The organism is Cupriavidus sp. MPR-AND1C (assembly GCF_058809705.1).
The window spans coordinates 1-20,227 of record NZ_JBXASU010000025.1 but is presented as its reverse complement, the minus strand read 5'-3'; the positions used below and the strand labels follow the sequence as shown (position 1 = coordinate 20,227).

Below are 20,227 nucleotides of genomic sequence, written 5' to 3'. Positions count from 1 at the left end.
TTTCGCGTCGAACAGCAATAACGATTCGCCCTGCCCCGCCACGCTTGAAGTGGTCCAATTACTGGAACGCCTTGTCGTTAGGATGGGCGTAGAGATCCTTCATGTCGGCCGACAGCGGATAGTTCAGGTTGATGTTGCGCGGCGGAATCGGCGACTGGAACCACTTCTTGTACAACTGCTCGGCGCGGCCGCTGGTCATCAGGTCGGCGATCACGCCGTCGGCCAGCGCCTTGAAGGACGGATCGTCCTTGCGGAACATGCAGGCGTAGTTCTCGGTCTGCAGCGGCGTGCCCACCACGGTCCAGTCATTGGCGCTCTTGGCCTTTGTCAGCTCACCGTAAAGCAGCGGCTCATCCATCACGAAGGCCACCGCGCGCCCCGTCTCCAGGATCAGGAAGGACTGGCCGTGGTCCTTGGCGCTGATCAGGTTCATGTTCATGGTCTTCTCGCCGTTCATCTTGACCAGCAGGCGCTCGTCCGTGGTGCCAGCGGTGGTCACCACGTTGCGGTCCTTGAGATCCGGGAAGTCTTTCACGCCCGAATCCTTCCTGGTCAGCATGCGCAGCCCGTAGACAAACAGGCTGTTGGAAAACGCTACCTGCTTCTGCCGCTCCAGGTTGTTGGTGGTGGTGCCGCACTCGATGTCGATGGTGCCGTTCTGCATCAGCGAAATGCGATTCTGCGACGTGATCGGCACCAGCTTGATATCGAGCTTGGGGTTTTGCAGTTGCGCCTTCACCTTGTCGACGATCTGCAGCAGGATCTCGTGCGAGTAGCCCATCACATCGCGTCCGTTGGTATAGGAGAACGGGATGGAGGACTCGCGATAGCCCAGCGAAATCACGCCGGTTTCCTTGATCTTGCGCAGCGTATCGCCGTCGGCGGCGTGCGCATTGCTGACAGCGCCTGCGGTGCCGGCCAGCATGGCAACCGCCAGCAGGCAGCGGGAGAATCGGTTGGAGCGGACCTGCGATTTCATATCGTTTTCTCCTTGGGTGGGAATGGCTCGAGGTACTGCCTGGTCGTGAAGCGGTGTTTCTCAGTGGTAATGCAAACGAAAAAACTGCCCCGCAACGCTGCCCGTCAAGCCAGCATCGCGGCGAAATCGGTGTCATCGATGGCCGGCTTGCGCCCGGCCAGGCCATCGGCCAGCAAACCTGCGCTGCCCATGGCCAGCGTGAAGCCAAGCGCGCCGTGGCCGATGTTGAGCCACAGGCCGCGCACGCCCGAGCGGCCCACCATCGGCAGGCCGGTCGGCGTGGCCGGGCGCAGGCCCGCCCAGGGCTGCAGCTGCTCCGGCTCCATGCCCGGCGCCATGCCGCCAAACAGCGTGCGGGTCTCACAGGCCAGCGTGGCGATGCGGGCACGGTCGATATTGGTATCCGCGCGCACCAGGTCGGCCATGCCCGCCACGCGCAAGGTGTTACCGATGCGGGCATAGACGATCTTGCGCGCAGCATCGGTGATGCTGATGTGCGGCGCGCGCTCGCCATCGCGGATCGGCACCGTGATGCTGTAGCCCTTGAGTGGCCACAGCGGTGCCTGCACGCCCAGGGGCTTGAGCAAGGCCACGCTGCCGATGCCGCCAGCCACCACCACGGCATCCGCCCGCTCGATGCCGGCATCGGTACGCACGCCGCTCACGCGATCGCCTTCGCGCTCGATGCCCAGCACGCTGGTGCCAAAGCGCAGCGACACGCCAGGACGGTCATGCAGCAACTGTGCCAACGCCAGGCAGAAACGATGGCAATCGGCCACCTCCTCGCTCGGCGTGTGAATCGCCCCGGCAATCGCGCCGCGGATGCCGGCCAACGCCGGTTCCAGCGCCACGCACGCGTCGCCATCCAGCGCCTGCTGCTCGCAGCCCAGGCTGGCCTGGTAATCGAGCAGGCGGCACGCCGCAGCAAAGCTGGCCGCGTCGCGGTGCACAATCAGCTTGCCGCGCCGGGCAAAGCCGAAGTCCGCCGGCTGGCTGTCGACAAAGGCCTGCATCAGGTCGCGGGAGTAGAAGGCCAGCCGCAGCAGCTTGCGCGTAGCGGCCTCGCTGGCCGAGGCATTGCAAGCCCGTGCAAACGCGGCCAGCCAGCGCCACTGCGCCGGGTCAGCCGATGGCCGGAAACGCATCGGCGAATCGGCGCGCAGCAGCCACCCGGGTACCTTGGCCAGCACGCCCGGCCCGGCGAGCGGCGCCACATAGCTATAGCTGAGCTGCCCGCCGTTGGCGAAGCTGGTTTCCTCGCCCGGGCCGTCGCGCCGCTCCAGCACGGTCACCTCGTGCCCGTCGCCCGCCAGCCGCCACGCCGCGCTCATCCCGATCACGCCCGCCCCTACGATCACAACCTTCATCACCCGCCTCTTTGATCCGGTCCTTTTCGACCCGACACAGGGTAGACCACGCAGCCCGCCTTGCCCAATGCCAATACGTGCAAGAATATGTCTTTAGGCTATGGGTGCCGCTTTGCTGCAGCGCCCTCCCCTTGCACATGCGATTGCGTCAGATCGAAGTCTTTCGCGCGGTCATGCTGACCGGCACCGTCAGCGAGGCCGCGCGCCTGCTGCACGTCTCCCAGCCGGTGGTCACGCGCGTGCTGCAGCATGCCGAGGCCACGCTCGGCTTTCGCTTGTTCGACCGGGTAAAAGGCAGGCTGCAGGCCACGCCGGAAGCCGGCGCGCTGTACGGCGATGTCGAGCGGCTATACGGCGAGATCGAGCGGGTGCGCCGTGTCTCCGAAAGCCTGCGCCACAAAGGCGCCGGCCGCCTGCGCGTGGCGGCCACGCCCAGCCTGGCCAATCCGCTGCTGGTGCCAGCCGTACGCCGCTTTTGCGCGCGCCATCCCGACACCCAGGTCCAGGTACTCACCCACCACACCGACGAGATCGTGCAAGGGCTGCTGGCTAACCAGATCGACTTGGGGTTCGCATTCTCGCCACCGCGCCACGAAGCCATCATCAGCGAACCGGTAGCGGGCGGCCAGATGCTGCTGGCGGCGCCGCGCGGCGAGCCGCTGGCGGCCCGCGGCCGGCGGGCCGACGTGCCGATGCACAAGCTGGTTGAGCGCCCCTTCATCGCCTACGACGACAACAGCTCGCTTGGGCTGCTGGTGCGCCAGACGCTGGCGCGCAATGCGCTTGAGCCGCGCTCCACGCTGGAAGTCCAGACCTATTCGCTGGCGCTGGCCCTGGTCGATGCCGGCCTGGGCCTCACCTTGCTCGACCAGTACACCGCGCTGGGCGCAAACCCGGAGCGTGTTTCGCTGCACGAGGTCAAGCCCGCGTTGCCTTTCGAGATCCAGCTGCTGCGCGCCAGCCACCGCGGCAGCTCCAGCCTGGCCGACGCCATGCGCGAACAGTTTGCCGCCGCCGCACGGGAGCTGGCTGCCGCGCTGCCGCGGCGGCTGGAAGCGCCGGCGGTCAGTTTTGAGCATGCGCCTAGGTGAAACGCCCCGCAGCCCTCGCGGAATTTGACAGTACCGTGTGCCGTGCACCATCATCAAAGTGCCTGAACGGTGCTTTCCCAAACCTATGTTCGCCCTAACCCTGCTTCTCCTCATCCTGATCAGCGCCTTCTTCTCGATTTCCGAGATCGCGCTGACCGCATCGCGCCGCACCAAGCTGCAGACGCTATCCGAGCGTGGCGACCGCCGCGCCACCAAGATCATGCTGCTCAAGGAGGAGCCGGGCAACTTCTTCACCATCGTGCAGATCGGCGTCAACAGCGTGGCCATCCTGGCCGGTATCGTCGGCGAGAAGCATGTCTCCGACCTGTTGCAGACGGCGCTGCTGCCCTACCTGGATGTGGTCACCACCCAGCGCATCGCCAATGTCGGCTCCTTCCTGATCGTCACCCTGCTGTTCATCCAGTTCGCCGACCTGATCCCCAAGCGCATCGCCATGACGTTTCCCGAGGCCTGCGCGCTGGCGGTGATCGGGCCGATGCTAACGCTCATCAAGATCTTCAAGCCGCTGGTCTACGTGTTCAACGGTGCCGCCAATGCCACGCTGCATCTGTTCGGCGTGCCCACCAAGCACATCGACCAGATCACCTCGGAGGACATCGCCGCCATGGTCGATGCCGGGGCGGAGGCTGGCGTGCTGCACAAACACGAGATCCACCTGATCGAGAACGTGTTCGAGCTGGACGCGAAGAACGTCACCGCGGTGATGACCCCGCGCGACGATGTGGTCTACATCGGCCTGGACGAATCGGCCGACAGCCTGCGGCGCAAGCTGGTCAACTATCCGCACGCGCAATATCCGGTGTGCGGGCACAACCTCGACGACGTGCTGGGCTACATCGATTCGAAAGACATCCTCCAGCTGTTCCTCGCCGACGACTCCACCGGCGTGATCGGCAACATCGGCAATATCGGCAAGCACCACGACAAGAACGTGCTGGTGCTCCCGGACACGCTGACGCTCACCGAATCGCTCACGCGCTTTCGCGAGATGCACCAGAACTTTGCGGTGGTCATGAACGAGTACGGGCTGGTGGTGGGCATCGTCACGCTGGACGATATCGTAGGCGCGCTGATGGGCGACATCATCTACTCCACCGAGGATGAACAGATCGTGCAGCGCGACGAAAGCTCATGGCTGGTCGACGGCGTCACGCCGCTGGTGGACCTGAAGAAGGCGCTGGAGCTCGACGAGCTGCCCGGCGAGGATTACGTCGACACCGCCGCCGGGCTCGTCATCTACACGCTCAAGCGGATCCCGAAGAAGTCGGAAGCGATCGAGGCCGCGGGATTCCGCTTTGAAGTGCTGGACATCGACCATCACAAGATCGATCAGTTGCTGGTTTCGCGGCTGCCGCAGGCGGAGCCGTTCCAGCCGTAAGCGCGCGGCGATACCGCTCGACCGTGCCGGTCAACTGGAACACCACGATCCACGTGCCGACCACCACCACCGCTGCGGCGGCAACCGCGCCCAGGCGCAGCGGCGCCAGGCGTTCCGGTGCATGCAAGGTGGCATAGGCGGTGCCCAGCAGCACGATCCAGGCAAAGCCGAGCGCGCAGCCCGCCAGCACGTCGGACAGCCAGTGCATGCCAAGGTAGAGCCGCGACAGGCAGATCAGCGTGACCACCACCGCCGTCAGCGCCACCACCGGCATCCGTACGCGCCACGGCTGGCGCAGGCACAGCAGGAAGGCCAGGAAGCCATAGGTCACCATGCTGCTGGTGGCGTGGCCGCTGGGAAACGAATACGACTCCAGGCCGCCGTAGATGCTGGCCGGCCGGCTGCGCTCAAGGGCAAGCTTGAGCACCATCACGCAGGCGCGTGCGCCAATCAGCGCCCCCACCCAGTACGCTGCCGCCACCCAGGCACGGCGCCACGCCAGCCAGCCAAAGACCGCCACGCCCACGGCCACGGACACCCGCGCGCCGCCCAGCTCGGTCAGCGCCACCATGACCGTATCCAGCCAGCCCTGCTGCCACGCGCGAAGCTGCGCGAACACCGCCTGGTCCACCTGCACCAGCGGCGCGCCTTCGGCGATGGATTCACCCAGCCACAGCAACGCGGCCGCGCAAGCCAGCAACAGCACACCGCCTGCGGCCAGCAGGAGCAGCTCGACGATATCGCGCTCCAGCATGCCGGCCACGCGCGGCCAGGGCTGCGTGTCGCGCGCGCGCAGCGCCTCGCGGCCACGCAAGCGCGCGGTATCGAGCCTGCGCACCAGCGGGCGGATGACCAGCAGCAAACCGCGCACCACACAGAGCAGCAACAACGCGAACAAGGCGAGAAGGCCCACCACGCCCAGCGCCGTTGCCGGTGTGAGCCAGGACGCGCCAGCCGGCTGGACGGCCGCGAGCGCTTGAACGGGAGCGGCCACCATCGGCTCAGCCCCCCGCCGCCATGCGCGCGATATTGGCGCGTGCCGGCGCTTCGCAATCGGCAAAGGCTGGCGTGAGGAACAACTGCGGCCGTTGCGCCATCGCCTGCAGGAACGCGATCCGCCGCTGCATGAATGCCGCGTACAGGGCATCGCCAGACAGGCCGGTGCGATTGGCCAGCAGCGCCTTGTTTTCCTCGAACACAGCGACAGTCCAGGCGTCGAATTCCGCGTCCGGCGCAGCCAGCCGGGACAGATCCAGATCCAGCACCACCTCGGACTCAGGCACCGATGCACGATGCCCGCAGGTATCCATCACCATGCGCGCGGCCAGCGCTGTCACCGCCACATCGACCCCGCTCACCATGGTCTCGATCAACACGGCCGACGCCGCTTCGTTGTGCTCGCAGCCCGGCACGTAGATCGCGTCGTGGAACAGCACGGCAAGCGCCTGCGCGGGCGTGAGCGCAATGCCGCGCGCCTGCGCCAGCGCGAACATCTCCAGCACATGGTGGCGATCGTGGTAATGCCGGTAAGGCGCGTCGTAGCAGGCCAGCACCTGCAACACCGTCGCGCGCGGCAAGAAGTCCAGGCAAGCCAGCGCGGCCGGCCAATCCGGCGCAAAACGCGCTTGCATGCCCTGCGGCGTGTCCACGCTTTCGCCGAACACCTCCAGCGGCCGCACCCACAAGCGGGAGCGGTCCCGCATCGACTCATACACCACCACCTGCGACAGGTCCGACTCGATCACGCCGAGGCCAACGATGGCGTAGGCGCCGCCCTTGTAGTGGCGGTAGGGCATGCCGTGGAGATAGTCGGAGGACCCCTCTGCGCCGGGCAAGGCGTGCGGGGAAGGCTGGCAAGAAGACTGTGTCATGAGCGGCTGTTCAAATCGGAGCAGCGTCATGATAGTGCATTGACCACGCGGGGCCGCTTGTCCCGATCCCGCACCCCGGCGCCAATCAGGGTGGGAGGGCGCAAGGCAAGGTTGGCGCACCGGCGAAAAGGATCCGGCGAGCCCGAAGGCTCCCCTGCCCAGGCCCGCCCAATGAAGGCGCGCAGAGGATATCGCGTGAGCCGGCAACGCGCGCGAACCGTACCCCCAAAGCAAAAGCCCCACGACTCTCAAGGAATCGTGGGGCTTTGCGTACTGCTGGCGGAGAGGGTGGGATTCGAACCCACGGTAGGCTCGCACCTACGCCTGATTTCGAGTCAGGTACATTCGACCACTCTGCCACCTCTCCGGTAACTGGGTCGCTTGTCGCGAAGAACAAGATTATAGAGGAAATCTCGTTTCCACTGCAAGCCCCTCGCGTGAAAATTTACGCCTCGGGCTCCAGGCGCGTCAAGCCGCCCAGATACGGCTGCAATGCGGCCGGCACTGTCAGCGAGCCGTCGGCGTTCTGGTAGTTCTCCAGGATCGCCACCAGCGTGCGGCCAACCGCCAGGCCGGAGCCGTTGAGCGTGTGCAGCAGTTCCGGCTTGCCCTGGCCTGCGCGGAAGCGGGCCTGCATGCGGCGGGCCTGGAAGTCGCCCATGTTCGAGCAGGAGCTGATCTCGCGGTAGGTGCCCTGCGCGGGGATCCACACTTCGAGGTCATAGGTCTTGGTGCTGCCAAAGCCCATGTCGCCAGTGCAAAGCACCATGGTGCGGAACGGCAGGTCCAGCTTCTTCAGGATAGCTTCGGCGTGGCCAGTGAGCTGCTCGAGCGCGTCGAACGAATGCTCGGGCTGCACCACCTGGACGAGCTCGACCTTGTCGAACTGATGCTGGCGGATCATGCCGCGCGTGTCGCGGCCGTAGGAGCCGGCTTCCGAGCGGAAGCAAGGCGTGTGGGCAACGAAGCGCAGCGGCAGCTTGTCGCCGGCCACGATGGCGTCGCGCACGATGTTGGTCAGCGGCACTTCGGCCGTGGGGATCAGGTAGAAGTTCTCGGTGCGCTCGCCACCCTCGCTGTTCTCGCCACCGACCTTGCGCGGCACCTTGAACAGGTCTTCCTCGAACTTGGGCAACTGGCCGGTACCGCGCATCGAGGCGGCATTGACGATGTAAGGCACGTACATCTCGGTGTAGCCGTGCTCGATCGTGTGGGTGTCCAGCATCAGTTGCACCAGCGCGCGGTGCATGCGTGCGATGCCACCGCGCAGCATGGCAAAGCGCGAGCCCGTGACCTTGCTCGCGGTATCGAAATCCAGTCCGAGGCGCTCGCCCACGTCGACGTGGTCCTTGACCTCGAAGTCGAAGCTGCGCGGCGTGCCGACGCGGCGCACCTCCACGTTGCCGGTCTCGTCCCGGCCCACCGGCACGCTTTCGTGCGGCAGGTTGGGGATGGCTTCCATGATCTCGGCGAGCTGGGCCTGGATTTCTTCCAGGCGCGCGGCCGAGGCCTTGAGGGCGTCGCCGATGCCGCCGACTTCGGCCATCACCGCCGAGGCGTCTTCGCCCTTGCCCTTGAGCATGCCGATCTGCTTGGAGAGGCTGTTGCGGCGCGCCTGCAACTCCTCGGTCCGGGTCTGCAGTTGCTTGCGCTCGGCTTCGAGTGCCTGGAAGGCCGCTACGTCGAGTTGGAATCCGCGCGTGGCAAGGCGTTGCGCCACGGCGTCGATGTCTTTGCGGAACAGCTGGATGTCTAGCATGTTGCGTGTGAGGGCAGGTGCATTGGCCAGCGACATGCTGGCGGATCTGGCATTTTACTGTACTGGCCCGGGCCCACGCCGAACCGCTGGCTGGAGAACAAGCCGGCGGAGCGCCCGCTGTTCGCGGGGACATGCCGCCGGCCAGGGGTGATGCGTGCTATTGCGCTGCGCCGCCCTCGCCGCCGCCTTCGCCACCGCCCTCGCCCCGGCCCTTGCCTTTGCCCTGCTGCCGGAGCCACTGCGCGTCAAGATCGCGCAGGTGGCGCAGCTTGTCGCTAATCTTGCCTTCCAGCCCGCGCGGCGTGGGCTTGTACCAGCCCGGCCGCTTGAGGTCATCGGGGAAATAATGCTCGCCTGCGGCATAGGCTTCGGGCTCGTCGTGCGCGTAGCGGTAAGCGTGGCCGTAGCCCAGCTCTTTCATCAGCTTGGTCGGCGCGTTGCGCAGGTGCACCGGCACGCCGCGCGACTTGTCCTTGGCCACGAAGGCGCGCGCGGTGTTGTAGGCGTTGTAGCCGGCATTGGACTTGGGCGCCACGGCCAGGTAGATCAGGGCTTGCGCCAGCGCGAGCTCGCCTTCCGGCGAGCCCAGGCGCTCGTAGGTCTCGGCGGCATCCAGCGTGATGCGGGCGGCACGCGGATCGGCCAGGCCGATGTCCTCCCACGCCATGCGCACGATGCGGCGCGCCAGGTAGCGCGGATCGGCGCCGCCGTCGATCATGCGGCAGAACCAGTACAACGTGGCATCGGGATCGGAGCCGCGCACGGATTTGTGCAGCGCGCTGATCTGATCGTAGAACGCGTCGCCGCCCTTGTCGAAGCGGCGCAGGTTCTCCGACAGCGCGCTGCCGAGCAGCGCGTTGTCGATGACCGGCGCGCCGGCGCTGCGCGCGGCGCGCGCCACGATCTCGATATTGTTGAGCAGCTTGCGGCCATCGCCATCAGCCGAGGCCACGATCAGCTGCAGCGCCTCGTCCTCCCACTGCAGGCCGCCCAGCTCTTCACTGGCGCGCCGCGCCAGCTGCGTCAGCTCGGCGTCGTCCAGGCTCTTGAGAACGTAGACCGCGGCGCGCGACAGCAAGGCGCCGTTGACCTCGAAGGACGGGTTCTCGGTGGTGGCACCGATAAAGGTGAACAGCCCGCTTTCCACGTGCGGCAGGAAGGCATCCTGCTGGCTCTTGTTGAAGCGGTGCACCTCGTCCACGAACACCAGCGTGCGCCGTCCGTGGGCACGGTATTGCTCAGCACGCTCGACTGCCTCGCGGATGTCCTTGACGCCGGACAGCACCGCCGACAGCGCGATGAACTCGGCGTCGAAGGCTGTGGCCATCAGCCGCGCCAGCGTGGTCTTGCCCACGCCGGGCGGGCCCCACAGGATCATGGAGTGCGGCTCGCCGGACGCGAACGCCACCCGCAGCGGCTTGCCAGCGCCAAGCAGGTGTTGCTGGCCGATCACCTCATCGATATTGCGCGGGCGCAGACGCTCGGCCAGGGGTTGTTGGGAACGATCGGGAGCTTCGGAAAACAGCGTGTCCGCCACGGTATTCAGGCCTTTAAGTCAGGTCAGGCGCGCACGGTGCGTGCCGGCTGCGCCCAGGAACCTGACAGTGTAGACCATCGCGCGCGGCCGGCCGCGCGGCCCGCTCAGCCGCGCCGGAACGCCACCACGTCGTCCACCTCCACGCGAATGCCGATGTGATCGCCGAGCGCATGGTCATGATGCGAAGGCACCAGCGACAACACCTGGCCGCCGCCGGCCAGGCGTAGCGTGTACAGGATCTCGGCACCGCGAAAGGCCTTGTGCAGGATCTTCGCGCGCAGCGGGCTGTCATCGTCGTGCACGATATCGTCGGGGCGGATCAGCACATCGACCTCTGCCGTTGCGGGCGGTACGCCCAACGGCTCGCTGCTATGCAGCGTGCCGAGTTCCAGCGTGACCGAGTGCGGGCTGGCAAGCAGGCCCGGCATCAGCACGCCCTGCCCGATGAAGTCAGCGACCACGCGCGTGGCCGGCCGGTGATAGAGGTTATGCGCGCTGTCCCACTGCTCGATGGCGCCGGCGTGCATCACGCCGATCTCATCGGCCATGGCAAAGGCTTCATATTGGTCGTGGGTGACCAGAATGGCGGTGGTGCCCTGGGCCTTGAGGATGTCGCGCACCTCCAGGCTCAAGCGCTCGCGCAGGTCGACGTCGAGATTGGAGAACGGCTCGTCGAGCAGCAGCAGCTCCGGCTTCGGCGCCAGTGCGCGCGCCAGCGCCACGCGCTGCTGCTGGCCGCCCGAGAGCTCGTGCGCAAACTTGCCGCCGGAACCGGCCAGGCCCACCAGCGTGAGCATTTCCTCGACCCGCGCCGCGCGTTCGCCGCGCCCCACGGCATGCAGCCCGAAGGCGACGTTGTCGGCCACGTTCAGGTGCGGGAACAAGGCGTAATCCTGGAACACCATGCCGATGCGCCGGTGCTCGGGCGCCACGGCAAACCCCGGCGACGACATCACCTGCCCTTGCAGCAGGATGCGGCCTTCGCGTAGCGGCTCGAATCCGGCGATGGCGCGCAGCACGGTGGTCTTGCCGCAGCCGCTGGGGCCGAGCAGGCAGGCGATGCTGCCGCGCGCGAGGGTGAAGGACAGGTCGTCGACAACGCGCTGGCTGCCGAAGCCATGGTGAATGCGATCGACCTCGATCACGATATCGGATCGTGCGGGCATGGACGAATTGGAATGCGGGTGGCCTGGCATGCCGAGCATTATATGGACGCGGGCCCTGGATGTCTGTCACATGCGGATGCGTTGCCCGGCGTATCCGCATTGCTAGAATGCGGGGCTTGCCCGATGGCCTGCCCGAAGGCCTGCCGGCCGCGCCCCGCCGCCGGGCCACGCCCCGTCCCTCGCCAATACCGACACCTACGCCGCTGCCGCATGAGCCTGTTTCGCCCTAGCCGTACCCGCCGCCTGCACCCGCTAGCCTTGGTTGCCGCCCTGGCCGCGCTGCTGATCGCGCTGCCGATCGCGCAGGTGGCTGGCAGCCTGTTCGAGCCCAGCGGCGACACCTGGCGGCATCTGGCCGACACAGTCCTGGCCGAGTACGTTGGCAATACGCTGTGGCTGCTGGCCGGCGTCTGCGCCGGCGTGCTGCTGGTGGGCGTGCCCACCGCGTGGCTGGTCAGCACCTACCGGTTCGCCGGGCGGGCCTGGCTGGAATGGGCGCTGGTGCTGCCGCTGGCGATGCCGGCCTATGTCATCGCCTACGCCTATACCGATGCCCTGCAGTTCGCTGGCCCGGTGCAAAGCTGGCTGCGCGAGCTGACCGGCTGGCGCGCCCGGGAGTACTGGTTCCCGGATATCCGCTCGCTGGGCGGCGCCATCGTGTTGTTCACGCTGGTGCTCTATCCCTACGTCTACCTGACCGCGCGCGCGGCCTTCCTGCAGCAAACGCTGAACACGCTGGAAGCGGCCAGGCTGCTTGGCTATGGCACCTGGGGCAGCGTCTGGCGGGTGATGCTGCCACTGGCGCGCCCCGGCATCGTGGCTGGTACAGCGCTGGCGCTGATGGAGACGCTGGCCGATTTCGGCACCGTGGCCTACTTCGGCATCCCGACCTTCTCCACGGGCATCTACCGCGCCTGGTTCTCGTTGGGCGACAAGAACGCGGCAGCGCAGTTGTCGGCCTGCATGTTGCTGTTCGTGATCGGTATCCTGCTGGTCGAGCGTGCCAGCCGGGGCCGCGCCCGCGTGCACGGTGGCCAGCGCCGCGCGCCGGCTTACCGGCTGCATGGCTGGCGCGCCGCGCTGGCGCTGCTGGTATGCGCGGTGCCGGTGCTGCTGGGCTTTGCCATTCCGGCGCTGATGCTGTGCAAGATGGCGCTGGCCGAAGGCGACGCGCAGTTCGGCCAGCGCTTTATCGGCCTGGTGCGCAATAGCTTCCTGCTGGCTAGCGTGACCGCGCTGATCGCGGTGCTGGCCGCGCTGGTGATCGGCTATGCCGGGCGCGGCATGGCCGCCGGCCGGGGCTGGCTGCTGCGCGGGCTGACGCGGGTGTGCGGCATGGGCTATGCCCTGCCCGGCTCGGTGGTAGCGGTCGGCGTGCTGGTGCCGGTGGCGCGACTGGACAATGCCATGTCGGCATGGCTGCAGCAGCATCTGGGATGGTCGGCCGGGCTCCTGCTGACCGGCGGCATTGCCGCTCTGGTCTATGCCTACCTGGTGCGCTTTCTGGGCGTGGCCCTGCAAACCGTCAACGCGGGCCTGGTCAAGATCACGCCGGGCATGGACGCGGCGGCGCGCAGCCTGGGCCACGGCCCCGGCGCCACGCTGCGGCGCGTGCACCTGCCAATGCTGCGCGGCAGCCTGCTGACCGCGGCGTTGATCGTCTTCGTCGACGTCATGAAAGAGCTGCCCGCCACCTTCGTGATGCGGCCGTTCAATTTCGACACGCTGGCCGTGCAGGCATACAACCTGGCCTCCGACGAGCGACTGGCCGAGGCCGCCACCGCCTCGCTGGTCATCGTGGCAGTGGGCCTGCTGCCGGTGATCCTGCTGTCGCGCTCGATACGGCGGGATGCGCGGGATGCTAGGGAATAGGCCGGCCAAGCCGCCCACGGATTTTCCTAAAGTTCTCCAACGTCTTGCCGATATCCCCCTAGTCCGAAGCTGCGCCCCGGCCCGCCGCACCCCTTTTCGTGCGAGCCAGGCGGTCTGCCCCCACCGCTGACGTGCTTCGCGCCGCAACCTGACTGTGCCGGCCGCAATCCTTGCCCGGCATTTGTTCGCAGCGTTTTCAGGGAGTGTTATGCAGCTTCGTTACCGCATGCTCGTGTTCAAGCTGAACCGGATGACCCAGCAAGACCGGATCAGCGCCGTCGAGGAAATCGCCCTGGCGGGCCAACTGGCTGAGCAACTGGAAAAACCGGGCATGGTCGAGCGCCTTGTGGCGGACCTGTTCGATCACGAGAACTTCCATGTCAGGCGCATCGCACTCAATGCGGTGCGGCGCGCGCATGGTTACCTTCAGGCAGATATCTCACTTGCCCTGCTGCGCAAGCTCGGCGACCCGGAGCCTTGGCTGCGCCATGACGCGGCCTGGGTGCTCCAGGAGGCCGGGCTGGACAGCCCGCACATCCGCGCAGCACTGCGCCAGCTTGCCGGGCCGGTCATGTTGCCTTACGACATGATCCGCGCCAAGGCCAATCCCTCGGACGCGCTGCTGCAAGCACAGGTACGCGCGCGGCAAGCGCTGGACGTGCTCCTGGAGCGCCAGACCGCGGGCAAGGTGGTGGCCAAGCTGCCATATGCGGCTGGCACGTTGGGCCACTCGCACAAGAAGCGGCGCGAGCAGTTGAAGGTGACCTTCGAGAAGCACAGGGAGCGCGGCGCGAAGCTGAACTTCCGCCGCCTTGAACCTGGCGACGGCGGCGAGAGCAACGCCGCCAAGGGGCCGGGGACCAAAGCCAGGCCCCTGCCCAAGCCATAGAAATGGAGAATGGGAAATAGAAAATGGCGGCTCGCGCCGCCATCCCCGTCCCGCCGGCCAGGCCGCGCTGGCCTCTTCTTGATTTCTTAGAGGCCATTTCAAAAAGATTCTGGCGTCGTTGCGCGGCCTTGCCGTACCACTTGTACTGTCTGCGGCCGCGCGCCTAGCCAGAACCGCTTCGCTTCATTTTGAAACAGCCTCTTACTTGTAGCCAGCCTTGTCCGCCAGCTTCTGCGCTTGCGGCTGGTGCTTGCCCAGTTCGGCCACGTTGATCTTGTCCGCCTTGAAGCTGCCCAGCGCTTCCAGCGCCGGATTGCTGATCTTCACGCTTTCCACCACGGGCCACTCATTGTTGCCATCGGCAAAATAACGCTGCGCGTCATCGCTGGCCAGGTACTCCAGGAACGCACGCGCGGACGCCTTGTTGGGCGCATGCTTGAGCATGCCGCCGCCGGAGATGTTCATGTGCACGCCCTGGCTGGCCTGGTTGGGCCACAGCACGCCAAGCTTCTCCGCCACGGCCTTGTCCTCGGGCTTGGCCGACTTGAGGATACGGGCGATGTAGTACGTGTTGGCCACCGCGATATCGCACTCTCCCGCCGCCACGGCCTTGAGCTGGTCGGTGTCGCCGCCCTTGGGCGCGCGCGCCAGGTTGGCCACCACGCCGCGCGTCCATTGCTCGGTCTTGGCCTCGCCGTCATGGGCGATCAGGCTGGACATCAGCGACAGGTTGTAGACGTGGCCGCTGGAGCGGATGCACAGCTTGCCCTTCCACCTGGGATCGGCGAGATCTTCGTAGGTCTTGATGTCGCCGGGCTTGACCGCGGCCTTGTTATAGGCGATTACGCGGGCCCGAGCCGAGAAACCGAACCAGTCGCCGTTCGGGTCGCGGTAGTTGGCGGGGATGCGCGACTCCAGCACGCTCGATTTGAGCGGCGCGAACACGCCCGCCTGCTGGGCCCGCCATAGCCGGCCGATGTCGACGGTGATGAACACATCGGCCGGGCTGTTGGCGCCCTCGCTCTTGATGCGCTCCAGCAGCGGGTCTTCCTGGCCTTCGATGCGATTGATCTTGATGCCTGTCTGCTTGGTGAAGTTGGCGTAGAGCGCTTCGTCGGTCTGGTAGTGGCGCGCGGTGTAAAGGTTCAGCACCTTTTCTTGTGCGTGCGCGGCGAGCGGCAGCGTCAGAACAGCGAGCGCGGCAAGCGCTGTGGCCCGTGGCAGCAAGCGGCGGAATACGGTCATGACTCTCCTCTTCGATGATTGTTGTATGCCGTCCTGACGATGCCATCCATGCATCCTGGACAAGACAACCTAGAAACAATAATCATTCCCGTTTTGGCAGTCAAGTTACAACGTTGTCACTTTTCTCGCGGTAAGCCTGGGGAGGTAAAAGTGCCGATCGGGACGCTGAAACGCGGACCGGGACGGCAGATACCGCCGGGTCTTCGATTGCGCCCGGCGTTATCCGTGCATCACACTCAGGTACTGGCGCGTTCCACCAATGCCTTCATGGCATCGGCAGGCAGCGGCCCATGGCAGGTCCGCTCGCCGCCGGTCTTGCTGACCACCAGCCACACCTTGGCCGGGGCGCCCGCCGGATGCAGCAGCCAGGCGGGTCCATTTCCGCCGCCGGTTGGCGGCAGCCCTTCCAGCACGCCGCTGCCGACCGACTGCAGCAGCACGGCGCAATCGTTGGCGCTGGCCTGCGTGGCGGAGAGAAAATCCGGATTGGCAAGCACTTCCGGCAGCGCCGTATCGGAGGCACGCAGGAAGGCATCCACGTCGAACTGCTTGCTGGCACCGGGGCTGGCGCAGGCGGCCAGCAACGCTGCGGCGGCAATGCCGGCAACGGCACCGCAACGGTGCCAGGCCGGCCGGGTCAGGAATGCGGGGATCATGGCGCGCCTCATTGCTTGAGCACATCGGCGCCCTTGGGCACCGCAAAGCGGAAGGTGTCTGCCGGCAGCACGGGGTTCTTCTGCATCGCGCTGAAGGTCAGGAGCGTCGTGTTGCCAAAGGCATCGCGCAACTCCATCGCTTCCAGGTTGCCGCTCTTGAAGCCGATGCCGATGCGCTCGAACTGCGTGTCCTTGGCTCTCGGCGTGAGCTCAAGCCACTCCACGCCGTCGCGCGTCGGGCCGTTCTTCACGACAAAGTTCTTTTCCAGGTCGTTGCTGCCGAACAGGATCGCGGCGGGGCTGGACCCGAGGGCGCCATCGAGCTTGCGCTCTGTGACCTGGTTGAGGTCCTTGTCGTAGATGTAGAGCGTCTGGCCGTCAGCCTGCAGCAACTGGTCGTACGGCTTGACGTAGCGCCAGGTGAACTTGCCAGGGCGCGAAAAAGCGAAGGTGCCGCTGGAGGTGCCGGCCACCTTGAGGCTGTCACCCTGCCCCTTTACCTGGCGCTGGGTAAATTCGCCCTTGGCGCTCTTCACGCCCGCCACGAAGGCCTGGAGCTGGTCGGTGCCGGCCGCCATGGCCGCCGTCGCTGTCAGCGACAGCATGGCCGCCGCGGCGCATGCCGACGCGAGAATGCGGATTCGCATGATGTTGTCCTTGCTGGGTTGGAGGGTGCGCACCGCCGGGGCGGCTGCACTGCCTGTCCGGTTAGAGCGGCGCGCACGCGCCGGATTCCGCAACGATGTGCTTCGCACGTAACAACATGTTACGTGCGGCCGCTTATTCTTCCTCGCGGGCGGTGCCCGCCGGGGCCAGGATGTCGCGATTGCCGTTGCCCGACATGGCGGAGACCAGGCCGGCCTTTTCCATGTCCTCCAGCAGCCGCGCGGCACGGTTGTAGCCGATGCGCAGGTGGCGCTGCACCAGGGAAATCGAGGCGCGGCGGTTCTTCAGCACCACGTCGACAGCCTGGTCGTAGAGCGGATCGGCTTCGCCGCCGCCGCCAATGCCCGCGCCACCGCCCATGCCATCGCCGCCCAGGTCGCCCTCGGCCACACCGCCTTCAAGGATGCCCTCGATGTAGTTGGTCTCGCCGCCTTCCTTGAGCTTTTCGACCACGCGGTGCACTTCATCGTCGGAGACAAAGGCGCCGTGGACGCGGATCGGCACGCCGGTGCCAGGTGCCAGGTAGAGCATGTCGCCCATGCCGAGCAACGCTTCCGCGCCCTGCTGGTCGAGGATGGTGCGCGAATCAATCTTGCTGCTGACCTGGAAGGCGATGCGCGTCGGCACGTTGGCCTTGATCAGGCCGGTGATCACGTCGACCGACGGACGCTGCGTAGCCAGCACCAGGTGGATGCCGGCGGCGCGAGCCTTCTGCGCGATGCGCGCGATAAGCTCTTCCACCTTCTTGCCCACCACCATCATCAGGTCGGCCAGCTCGTCGATCACGATCACGATCATCGGCAGCTTCTCGAGCGGCTCGGGCGCGTCCGGGGTCAGGCTGAACGGGTTGGGAAGCTTCTCCTCGCGCGAGGCGGCTTCGTCGATCTTTTTGTTGTAGCCGGCCAGGTTGCGCACGCCCAGCTTGCTCATCAGCTTGTAGCGCCGCTCCATCTCGCCAACCGCCCAGTTCAGGGCGTTGCCGGCCTGGCGCATATCGGTCACCACCGGGCACAGCAGATGCGGGATGCCTTCGTAGACGCTCATCTCCAGCATCTTCGGGTCGATCAGGATCAGCCTGACCTGCTCGGCCTTGGCCTTGTAGAGCAGCGACAGGATCATGGCGTTGATGCCCACCGACTTGCCGGAGCCGGTGGTGCCCGCCACCATGCAGTGCGGCATCTTGGCCAGATCGGCCACCATGGGCTTGCCGGCGATGTCCTTGCCCAGCGCCATCGTGAGGTTGGACGCGCTCTCGTTGTAGACCTGCGAGCCAAGGATCTCGGACAGCCGCACCGTCTGGCGCTTGGGGTTGGGCAGTTCCAGCCCCATGTAGACCTTGCCGGGAATGGTTTCCACCACCCGGATGGAAACCAGCGACAGCGAACGGGCCAGGTCCCGCGCCAGGTTGACCACCTGGCTGCCCTTGACGCCGGTGGCCGGCTCGATTTCGTAGCGGGTGATGACCGGGCCCGGGTAGGCCGCCACCACCTTGACCTCGACACCGAAATCCTTGAGCTTCTTCTCGATCAGGCGCGAGGTGAATTCCAGCGTTTCGGCGCTGACGGTTTCCTGGTGCGTGGGGATCGGGTCCAGCAGCGCCAGCGGCGGCAGGTCGGAGTCCTGGATATCGGCGAACAGCGGCTGCTGCTTCTCGCGCTCCACGCGTTCGTGCTTGGGCACCGCCTGGGGCCGCACGATCTGCACCGGCGTGGCCTCCTCGATCTTGACCCGCTGCACTTCCACGGTTTCGGTGCGCACGACCTTGGCCGCCTCGCCGATGATGCGATCCTGCTTGCTTTCGCGCCGCGCCTTGAAGCCGAGGAAGAGCGTCTCGACGAAGCCGCCCACATGCTCGGCCACCGACAGCCACGAGAAATGGAAGAACAGCGACAGGCCGATGGCCAGCGTCAGCAAGAGCAGCAGCGTGGCGCCGGTGAAGCCCAGCGCCATCTGCATCCAGCCACCGAGCAGGTCGCCCAGCACGCCACCCGGGGCGCGTGGCAGCGCGGCGCGCAGCGGATACATGCGGATGGCCTCCAGGCCCATGCTGGCGGTCAGCGACAGGCCAAAGCCGATCCAGCTCACCACCAGGCCCTGCCGGGCCTCGCCGTTGCGCTCGGGCAACTCGGCGGTCAGCGCGCGCCAGCCGCGCCAGCAGCGGCGCACCAGCAACACCGCCCACCAGTAGGCGGAGAAGCCGAAGATAAAGAACAGCACATCGGCCATCCAGGCGCCCACGCGGCCGCCGAGGTTGTGGATGTCGGCCACATGGTTGGCGTGCGACCAGCCAGGGTCAGCCTTGCTGTAGCTGGCCAGGATGCAGACGAAGGCCAGTGTGACCGCCAGCAACAGGAACCAGCGCACTTCGCCCAGCAGCTTGCCGATGCGCGAGGGCAGCGCGGAAGGATCGGTACGTGTTGTGGTAGTAGCTCGGGCCATGCCTGGATCTGGGTTGCCAACGGAAGAGGGTGGTGCCGGCCATTTTAACCTTGGCCAGGGCTATCGCTCCCATTGGAATTTGCAACAGTGAGCAAACGCCGGTCCACTTATAATGCTGGTTTCGATTCACGCTAGTGCGCATCAAGGCGCACCAGCCATAGGAAAGCATCATGGCCAAACACGCAAAAGTGCTGATTCTCGGTTCCGGCCCCGCCGGCTATACCGCCGCCGTCTATGCGGCCCGCGCCAACCTGCAGCCGGTGCTGATCACCGGGCTGGCCCAGGGTGGCCAGCTGATGACCACCACCGACGTGGAAAACTGGCCCGCCGACGCCAACGGCGTGCAAGGCCCGGAACTGATGCAGCGCTTCCTGGAGCATGCCGAACGCTTCAACACCGAAATCATCTTCGATCACATCCATACCGCCAAGCTGACCGAACGCCCGATCCGCCTGGTGGGCGACGCCGGTGAATACACCTGCGATTCGCTGATCATCGCCACCGGCGCCTCGGCCCAGTATCTCGGCCTGCCGTCGGAAGAGCTGTTCATGGGCCGCGGCGTGTCGGCCTGCGCCACCTGCGATGGTTTCTTCTACAAGAACCAGGAAGTGGCCGTGGTCGGCGGCGGCAACACCGCCGTGGAAGAAGCCCTCTACCTGTCCCAGATCGCCAGCAAGGTGACCGTGCTGCATCGCCGCGACAAGTTCCGCGCCGAGCCGATCCTGGTCGACCGCCTGCTGCAGCGCGAGAAGGAAGGCCGCGTGGAAATCCGCTGGAACTCCGTGCTGGAAGAAGTGACCGGCGACGACTCCGGCGTGACGGGCCTGAAGGTGCGCAACGTGAACACCGGCACGGTCGAAGACCTCAAGCTGGCGGGCGTGTTCGTGGCCATCGGGCACAAGCCGAACACCGAACTGTTCGAAGGCCAGCTCGAGATGCACAACGGCTATATCGTCACCAAGAGCGGCCTGGCCGGCGATGCCACGGCCACCAGCATCCCGGGCGTGTTCGCAGCCGGCGACGTGCAGGACCACATCTATCGCCAGGCGATCACCAGCGCCGGCACGGGCTGCATGGCAGCCCTGGATGCGCAGCGCTACGTGGAAGCCCTGCAGTAAAGGACAAAGACTGAAGGCTCAGGCCGGGCTTGCCCGGCCTTTGTCTTTTTCGAGCCGGTGATGCCGCCGCACGCACCAGCCGCGCCCCGCCCTGCCACCCTATAATCACGCCGAGCACCCCGGAGACTCGCCATGACGCACGGCGCCAGAAAGCCCGCCAAGCCCGCCAAACC

The 20,227-nt window shown here is 66.3% G+C and carries 15 protein-coding genes, 1 tRNA gene and 1 pseudogene; 5 read left to right on the top strand and 12 right to left on the bottom strand.

What is annotated here, in order from left to right; all coding sequences use genetic code 11:
* Positions 1–58: 58 nt before the first annotated feature.
* Complete coding sequence (locus AC1RWI_RS15765) at positions 59–979, bottom strand: glutamate/aspartate ABC transporter substrate-binding protein (RefSeq protein WP_043344457.1); 921 nt, start codon at positions 977–979, stop codon at positions 59–61.
* A 104-nt stretch (positions 980–1,083) separates the two neighbouring features.
* Entirely contained in the window at positions 1,084–2,346 is a 1,263-nt protein-coding gene (locus AC1RWI_RS15760) for a D-amino acid dehydrogenase (RefSeq protein ID WP_043344455.1), read from the bottom strand.
* 137 nt (positions 2,347–2,483) lie between these two features.
* On the opposite strand from AC1RWI_RS15760, the gene AC1RWI_RS15755 reads away from it, so the two are divergent.
* Both AC1RWI_RS15755 and paeA read left to right on the top strand, forming a co-directional pair.
* Positions 2,484–3,437 carry a LysR family transcriptional regulator gene (locus AC1RWI_RS15755; protein ID WP_043344454.1) on the top strand — a complete coding sequence of 318 codons (954 nt, stop codon included), beginning with the start codon at positions 2,484–2,486 and terminating at the stop codon, positions 3,435–3,437.
* An 85-nt stretch (positions 3,438–3,522) separates the two neighbouring features.
* Positions 3,523–4,836, top strand: a complete 1,314-nt coding sequence (paeA, locus tag AC1RWI_RS15750; RefSeq protein ID WP_043344452.1) for a polyamine export protein PaeA — start codon at positions 3,523–3,525, stop codon at positions 4,834–4,836.
* Between the two features lie 157 nt (positions 4,837–4,993).
* Here the strand turns inward: paeA and AC1RWI_RS15745 are convergent.
* From AC1RWI_RS15745 to AC1RWI_RS15720, 6 genes and pseudogenes are all read right to left on the bottom strand, one after another.
* Positions 4,994–5,407 (bottom strand): annotated as a pseudogene (locus tag AC1RWI_RS15745) (phosphatase PAP2 family protein); the annotation flags it as partial.
* A 430-nt stretch (positions 5,408–5,837) separates the two neighbouring features.
* Positions 5,838–6,707 (bottom strand): DUF1653 domain-containing protein, encoded by an 870-nt coding sequence (locus AC1RWI_RS15740; RefSeq protein WP_492867359.1) that lies wholly within the window; start codon positions 6,705–6,707, stop codon positions 5,838–5,840.
* Between the two features lie 277 nt (positions 6,708–6,984).
* Positions 6,985–7,074, bottom strand: a tRNA-Ser gene (locus tag AC1RWI_RS15735).
* Between the two features lie 78 nt (positions 7,075–7,152).
* The gene (gene serS / locus AC1RWI_RS15730; protein ID WP_043351360.1) at positions 7,153–8,466 is read right to left on the bottom strand and encodes a serine--tRNA ligase; all 1,314 of its coding nucleotides are present in this window, start codon (positions 8,464–8,466) and stop codon (positions 7,153–7,155) included.
* Between the two features lie 157 nt (positions 8,467–8,623).
* On the bottom strand, positions 8,624–10,003 hold the full coding sequence (locus AC1RWI_RS15725; protein WP_052494445.1) for a replication-associated recombination protein A: 1,380 nt from the start codon (positions 10,001–10,003) through the stop codon (positions 8,624–8,626).
* A gap of 104 nt (positions 10,004–10,107) precedes the next feature.
* Positions 10,108–11,169, bottom strand: a complete 1,062-nt coding sequence (locus AC1RWI_RS15720) for an ABC transporter ATP-binding protein (RefSeq protein WP_492867356.1) — start codon at positions 11,167–11,169, stop codon at positions 10,108–10,110.
* A 210-nt stretch (positions 11,170–11,379) separates the two neighbouring features.
* Here AC1RWI_RS15720 and AC1RWI_RS15715 point away from each other — a divergent pair, with 210 nt between their 5' ends.
* Both AC1RWI_RS15715 and AC1RWI_RS15710 read left to right on the top strand, forming a co-directional pair.
* Positions 11,380–13,041 carry an ABC transporter permease gene (locus AC1RWI_RS15715; protein WP_492867354.1) on the top strand — a complete coding sequence of 554 codons (1,662 nt, stop codon included), beginning with the start codon at positions 11,380–11,382 and terminating at the stop codon, positions 13,039–13,041.
* 208 nt (positions 13,042–13,249) lie between these two features.
* The gene (locus AC1RWI_RS15710) at positions 13,250–13,930 is read left to right on the top strand and encodes a hypothetical protein (protein ID WP_492867352.1); all 681 of its coding nucleotides are present in this window, start codon (positions 13,250–13,252) and stop codon (positions 13,928–13,930) included.
* A gap of 201 nt (positions 13,931–14,131) precedes the next feature.
* Here the strand turns inward: AC1RWI_RS15710 and AC1RWI_RS15705 are convergent, their stop codons facing one another.
* The 4 genes from AC1RWI_RS15705 to AC1RWI_RS15690 form a co-directional block, all read right to left on the bottom strand.
* Positions 14,132–15,175, bottom strand: a complete 1,044-nt coding sequence (locus AC1RWI_RS15705) for a Fe(3+) ABC transporter substrate-binding protein (protein ID WP_492867350.1) — start codon at positions 15,173–15,175, stop codon at positions 14,132–14,134.
* 236 nt (positions 15,176–15,411) lie between these two features.
* Positions 15,412–15,831, bottom strand: coding sequence for a hypothetical protein (locus tag AC1RWI_RS15700; protein WP_052494443.1), 420 nt, complete (start codon positions 15,829–15,831; stop codon positions 15,412–15,414).
* Positions 15,832–15,839: 8 nt separating this feature from the next.
* Positions 15,840–16,478, bottom strand: a complete 639-nt coding sequence (lolA, locus tag AC1RWI_RS15695) for an outer membrane lipoprotein chaperone LolA (RefSeq protein ID WP_043351351.1) — start codon at positions 16,476–16,478, stop codon at positions 15,840–15,842.
* A 133-nt stretch (positions 16,479–16,611) separates the two neighbouring features.
* Entirely contained in the window at positions 16,612–18,936 is a 2,325-nt protein-coding gene (locus AC1RWI_RS15690; protein WP_043344443.1) for a DNA translocase FtsK, read from the bottom strand.
* A 170-nt stretch (positions 18,937–19,106) separates the two neighbouring features.
* Between AC1RWI_RS15690 and trxB the strand changes: the two genes are divergently transcribed.
* Positions 19,107–20,054 carry a thioredoxin-disulfide reductase gene (gene trxB, locus AC1RWI_RS15685; RefSeq protein ID WP_043344442.1) on the top strand — a complete coding sequence of 316 codons (948 nt, stop codon included), beginning with the start codon at positions 19,107–19,109 and terminating at the stop codon, positions 20,052–20,054.
* Positions 20,055–20,227: the final 173 nt, after the last annotated feature.

Excerpts from the sequence above, each read along its gene's own strand:
- AC1RWI_RS15690 (WP_043344443.1), bottom strand. The coding sequence starts at position 18,936 with ATGGCCCGAGCTACTACCACAACACGTACCGATCCTTCCGCGCTGCCC.
- AC1RWI_RS15755 (WP_043344454.1), top strand. The coding sequence starts at position 2,484 with ATGCGATTGCGTCAGATCGAAGTCTTTCGCGCGGTCATGCTGACCGGC.
- serS (WP_043351360.1), bottom strand. The coding sequence starts at position 8,466 with ATGCTAGACATCCAGCTGTTCCGCAAAGACATCGACGCCGTGGCGCAA.
- AC1RWI_RS15700 (WP_052494443.1), bottom strand. The coding sequence starts at position 15,831 with ATGATCCCCGCATTCCTGACCCGGCCGGCCTGGCACCGTTGCGGTGCC.
- AC1RWI_RS15720 (WP_492867356.1), bottom strand. The coding sequence starts at position 11,169 with ATGCCCGCACGATCCGATATCGTGATCGAGGTCGATCGCATTCACCAT.
- AC1RWI_RS15740 (WP_492867359.1), bottom strand. The coding sequence starts at position 6,707 with ATGACACAGTCTTCTTGCCAGCCTTCCCCGCACGCCTTGCCCGGCGCA.
- AC1RWI_RS15760 (WP_043344455.1), bottom strand. The coding sequence starts at position 2,346 with ATGAAGGTTGTGATCGTAGGGGCGGGCGTGATCGGGATGAGCGCGGCG.
- AC1RWI_RS15705 (WP_492867350.1), bottom strand. The coding sequence starts at position 15,175 with ATGACCGTATTCCGCCGCTTGCTGCCACGGGCCACAGCGCTTGCCGCG.
- trxB (WP_043344442.1), top strand. The coding sequence starts at position 19,107 with ATGGCCAAACACGCAAAAGTGCTGATTCTCGGTTCCGGCCCCGCCGGC.
- lolA (WP_043351351.1), bottom strand. The coding sequence starts at position 16,478 with ATGCGAATCCGCATTCTCGCGTCGGCATGCGCCGCGGCGGCCATGCTG.
- paeA (WP_043344452.1), top strand. The coding sequence starts at position 3,523 with ATGTTCGCCCTAACCCTGCTTCTCCTCATCCTGATCAGCGCCTTCTTC.
- AC1RWI_RS15715 (WP_492867354.1), top strand. The coding sequence starts at position 11,380 with ATGAGCCTGTTTCGCCCTAGCCGTACCCGCCGCCTGCACCCGCTAGCC.
- AC1RWI_RS15710 (WP_492867352.1), top strand. The coding sequence starts at position 13,250 with ATGCAGCTTCGTTACCGCATGCTCGTGTTCAAGCTGAACCGGATGACC.
- AC1RWI_RS15765 (WP_043344457.1), bottom strand. The coding sequence starts at position 979 with ATGAAATCGCAGGTCCGCTCCAACCGATTCTCCCGCTGCCTGCTGGCG.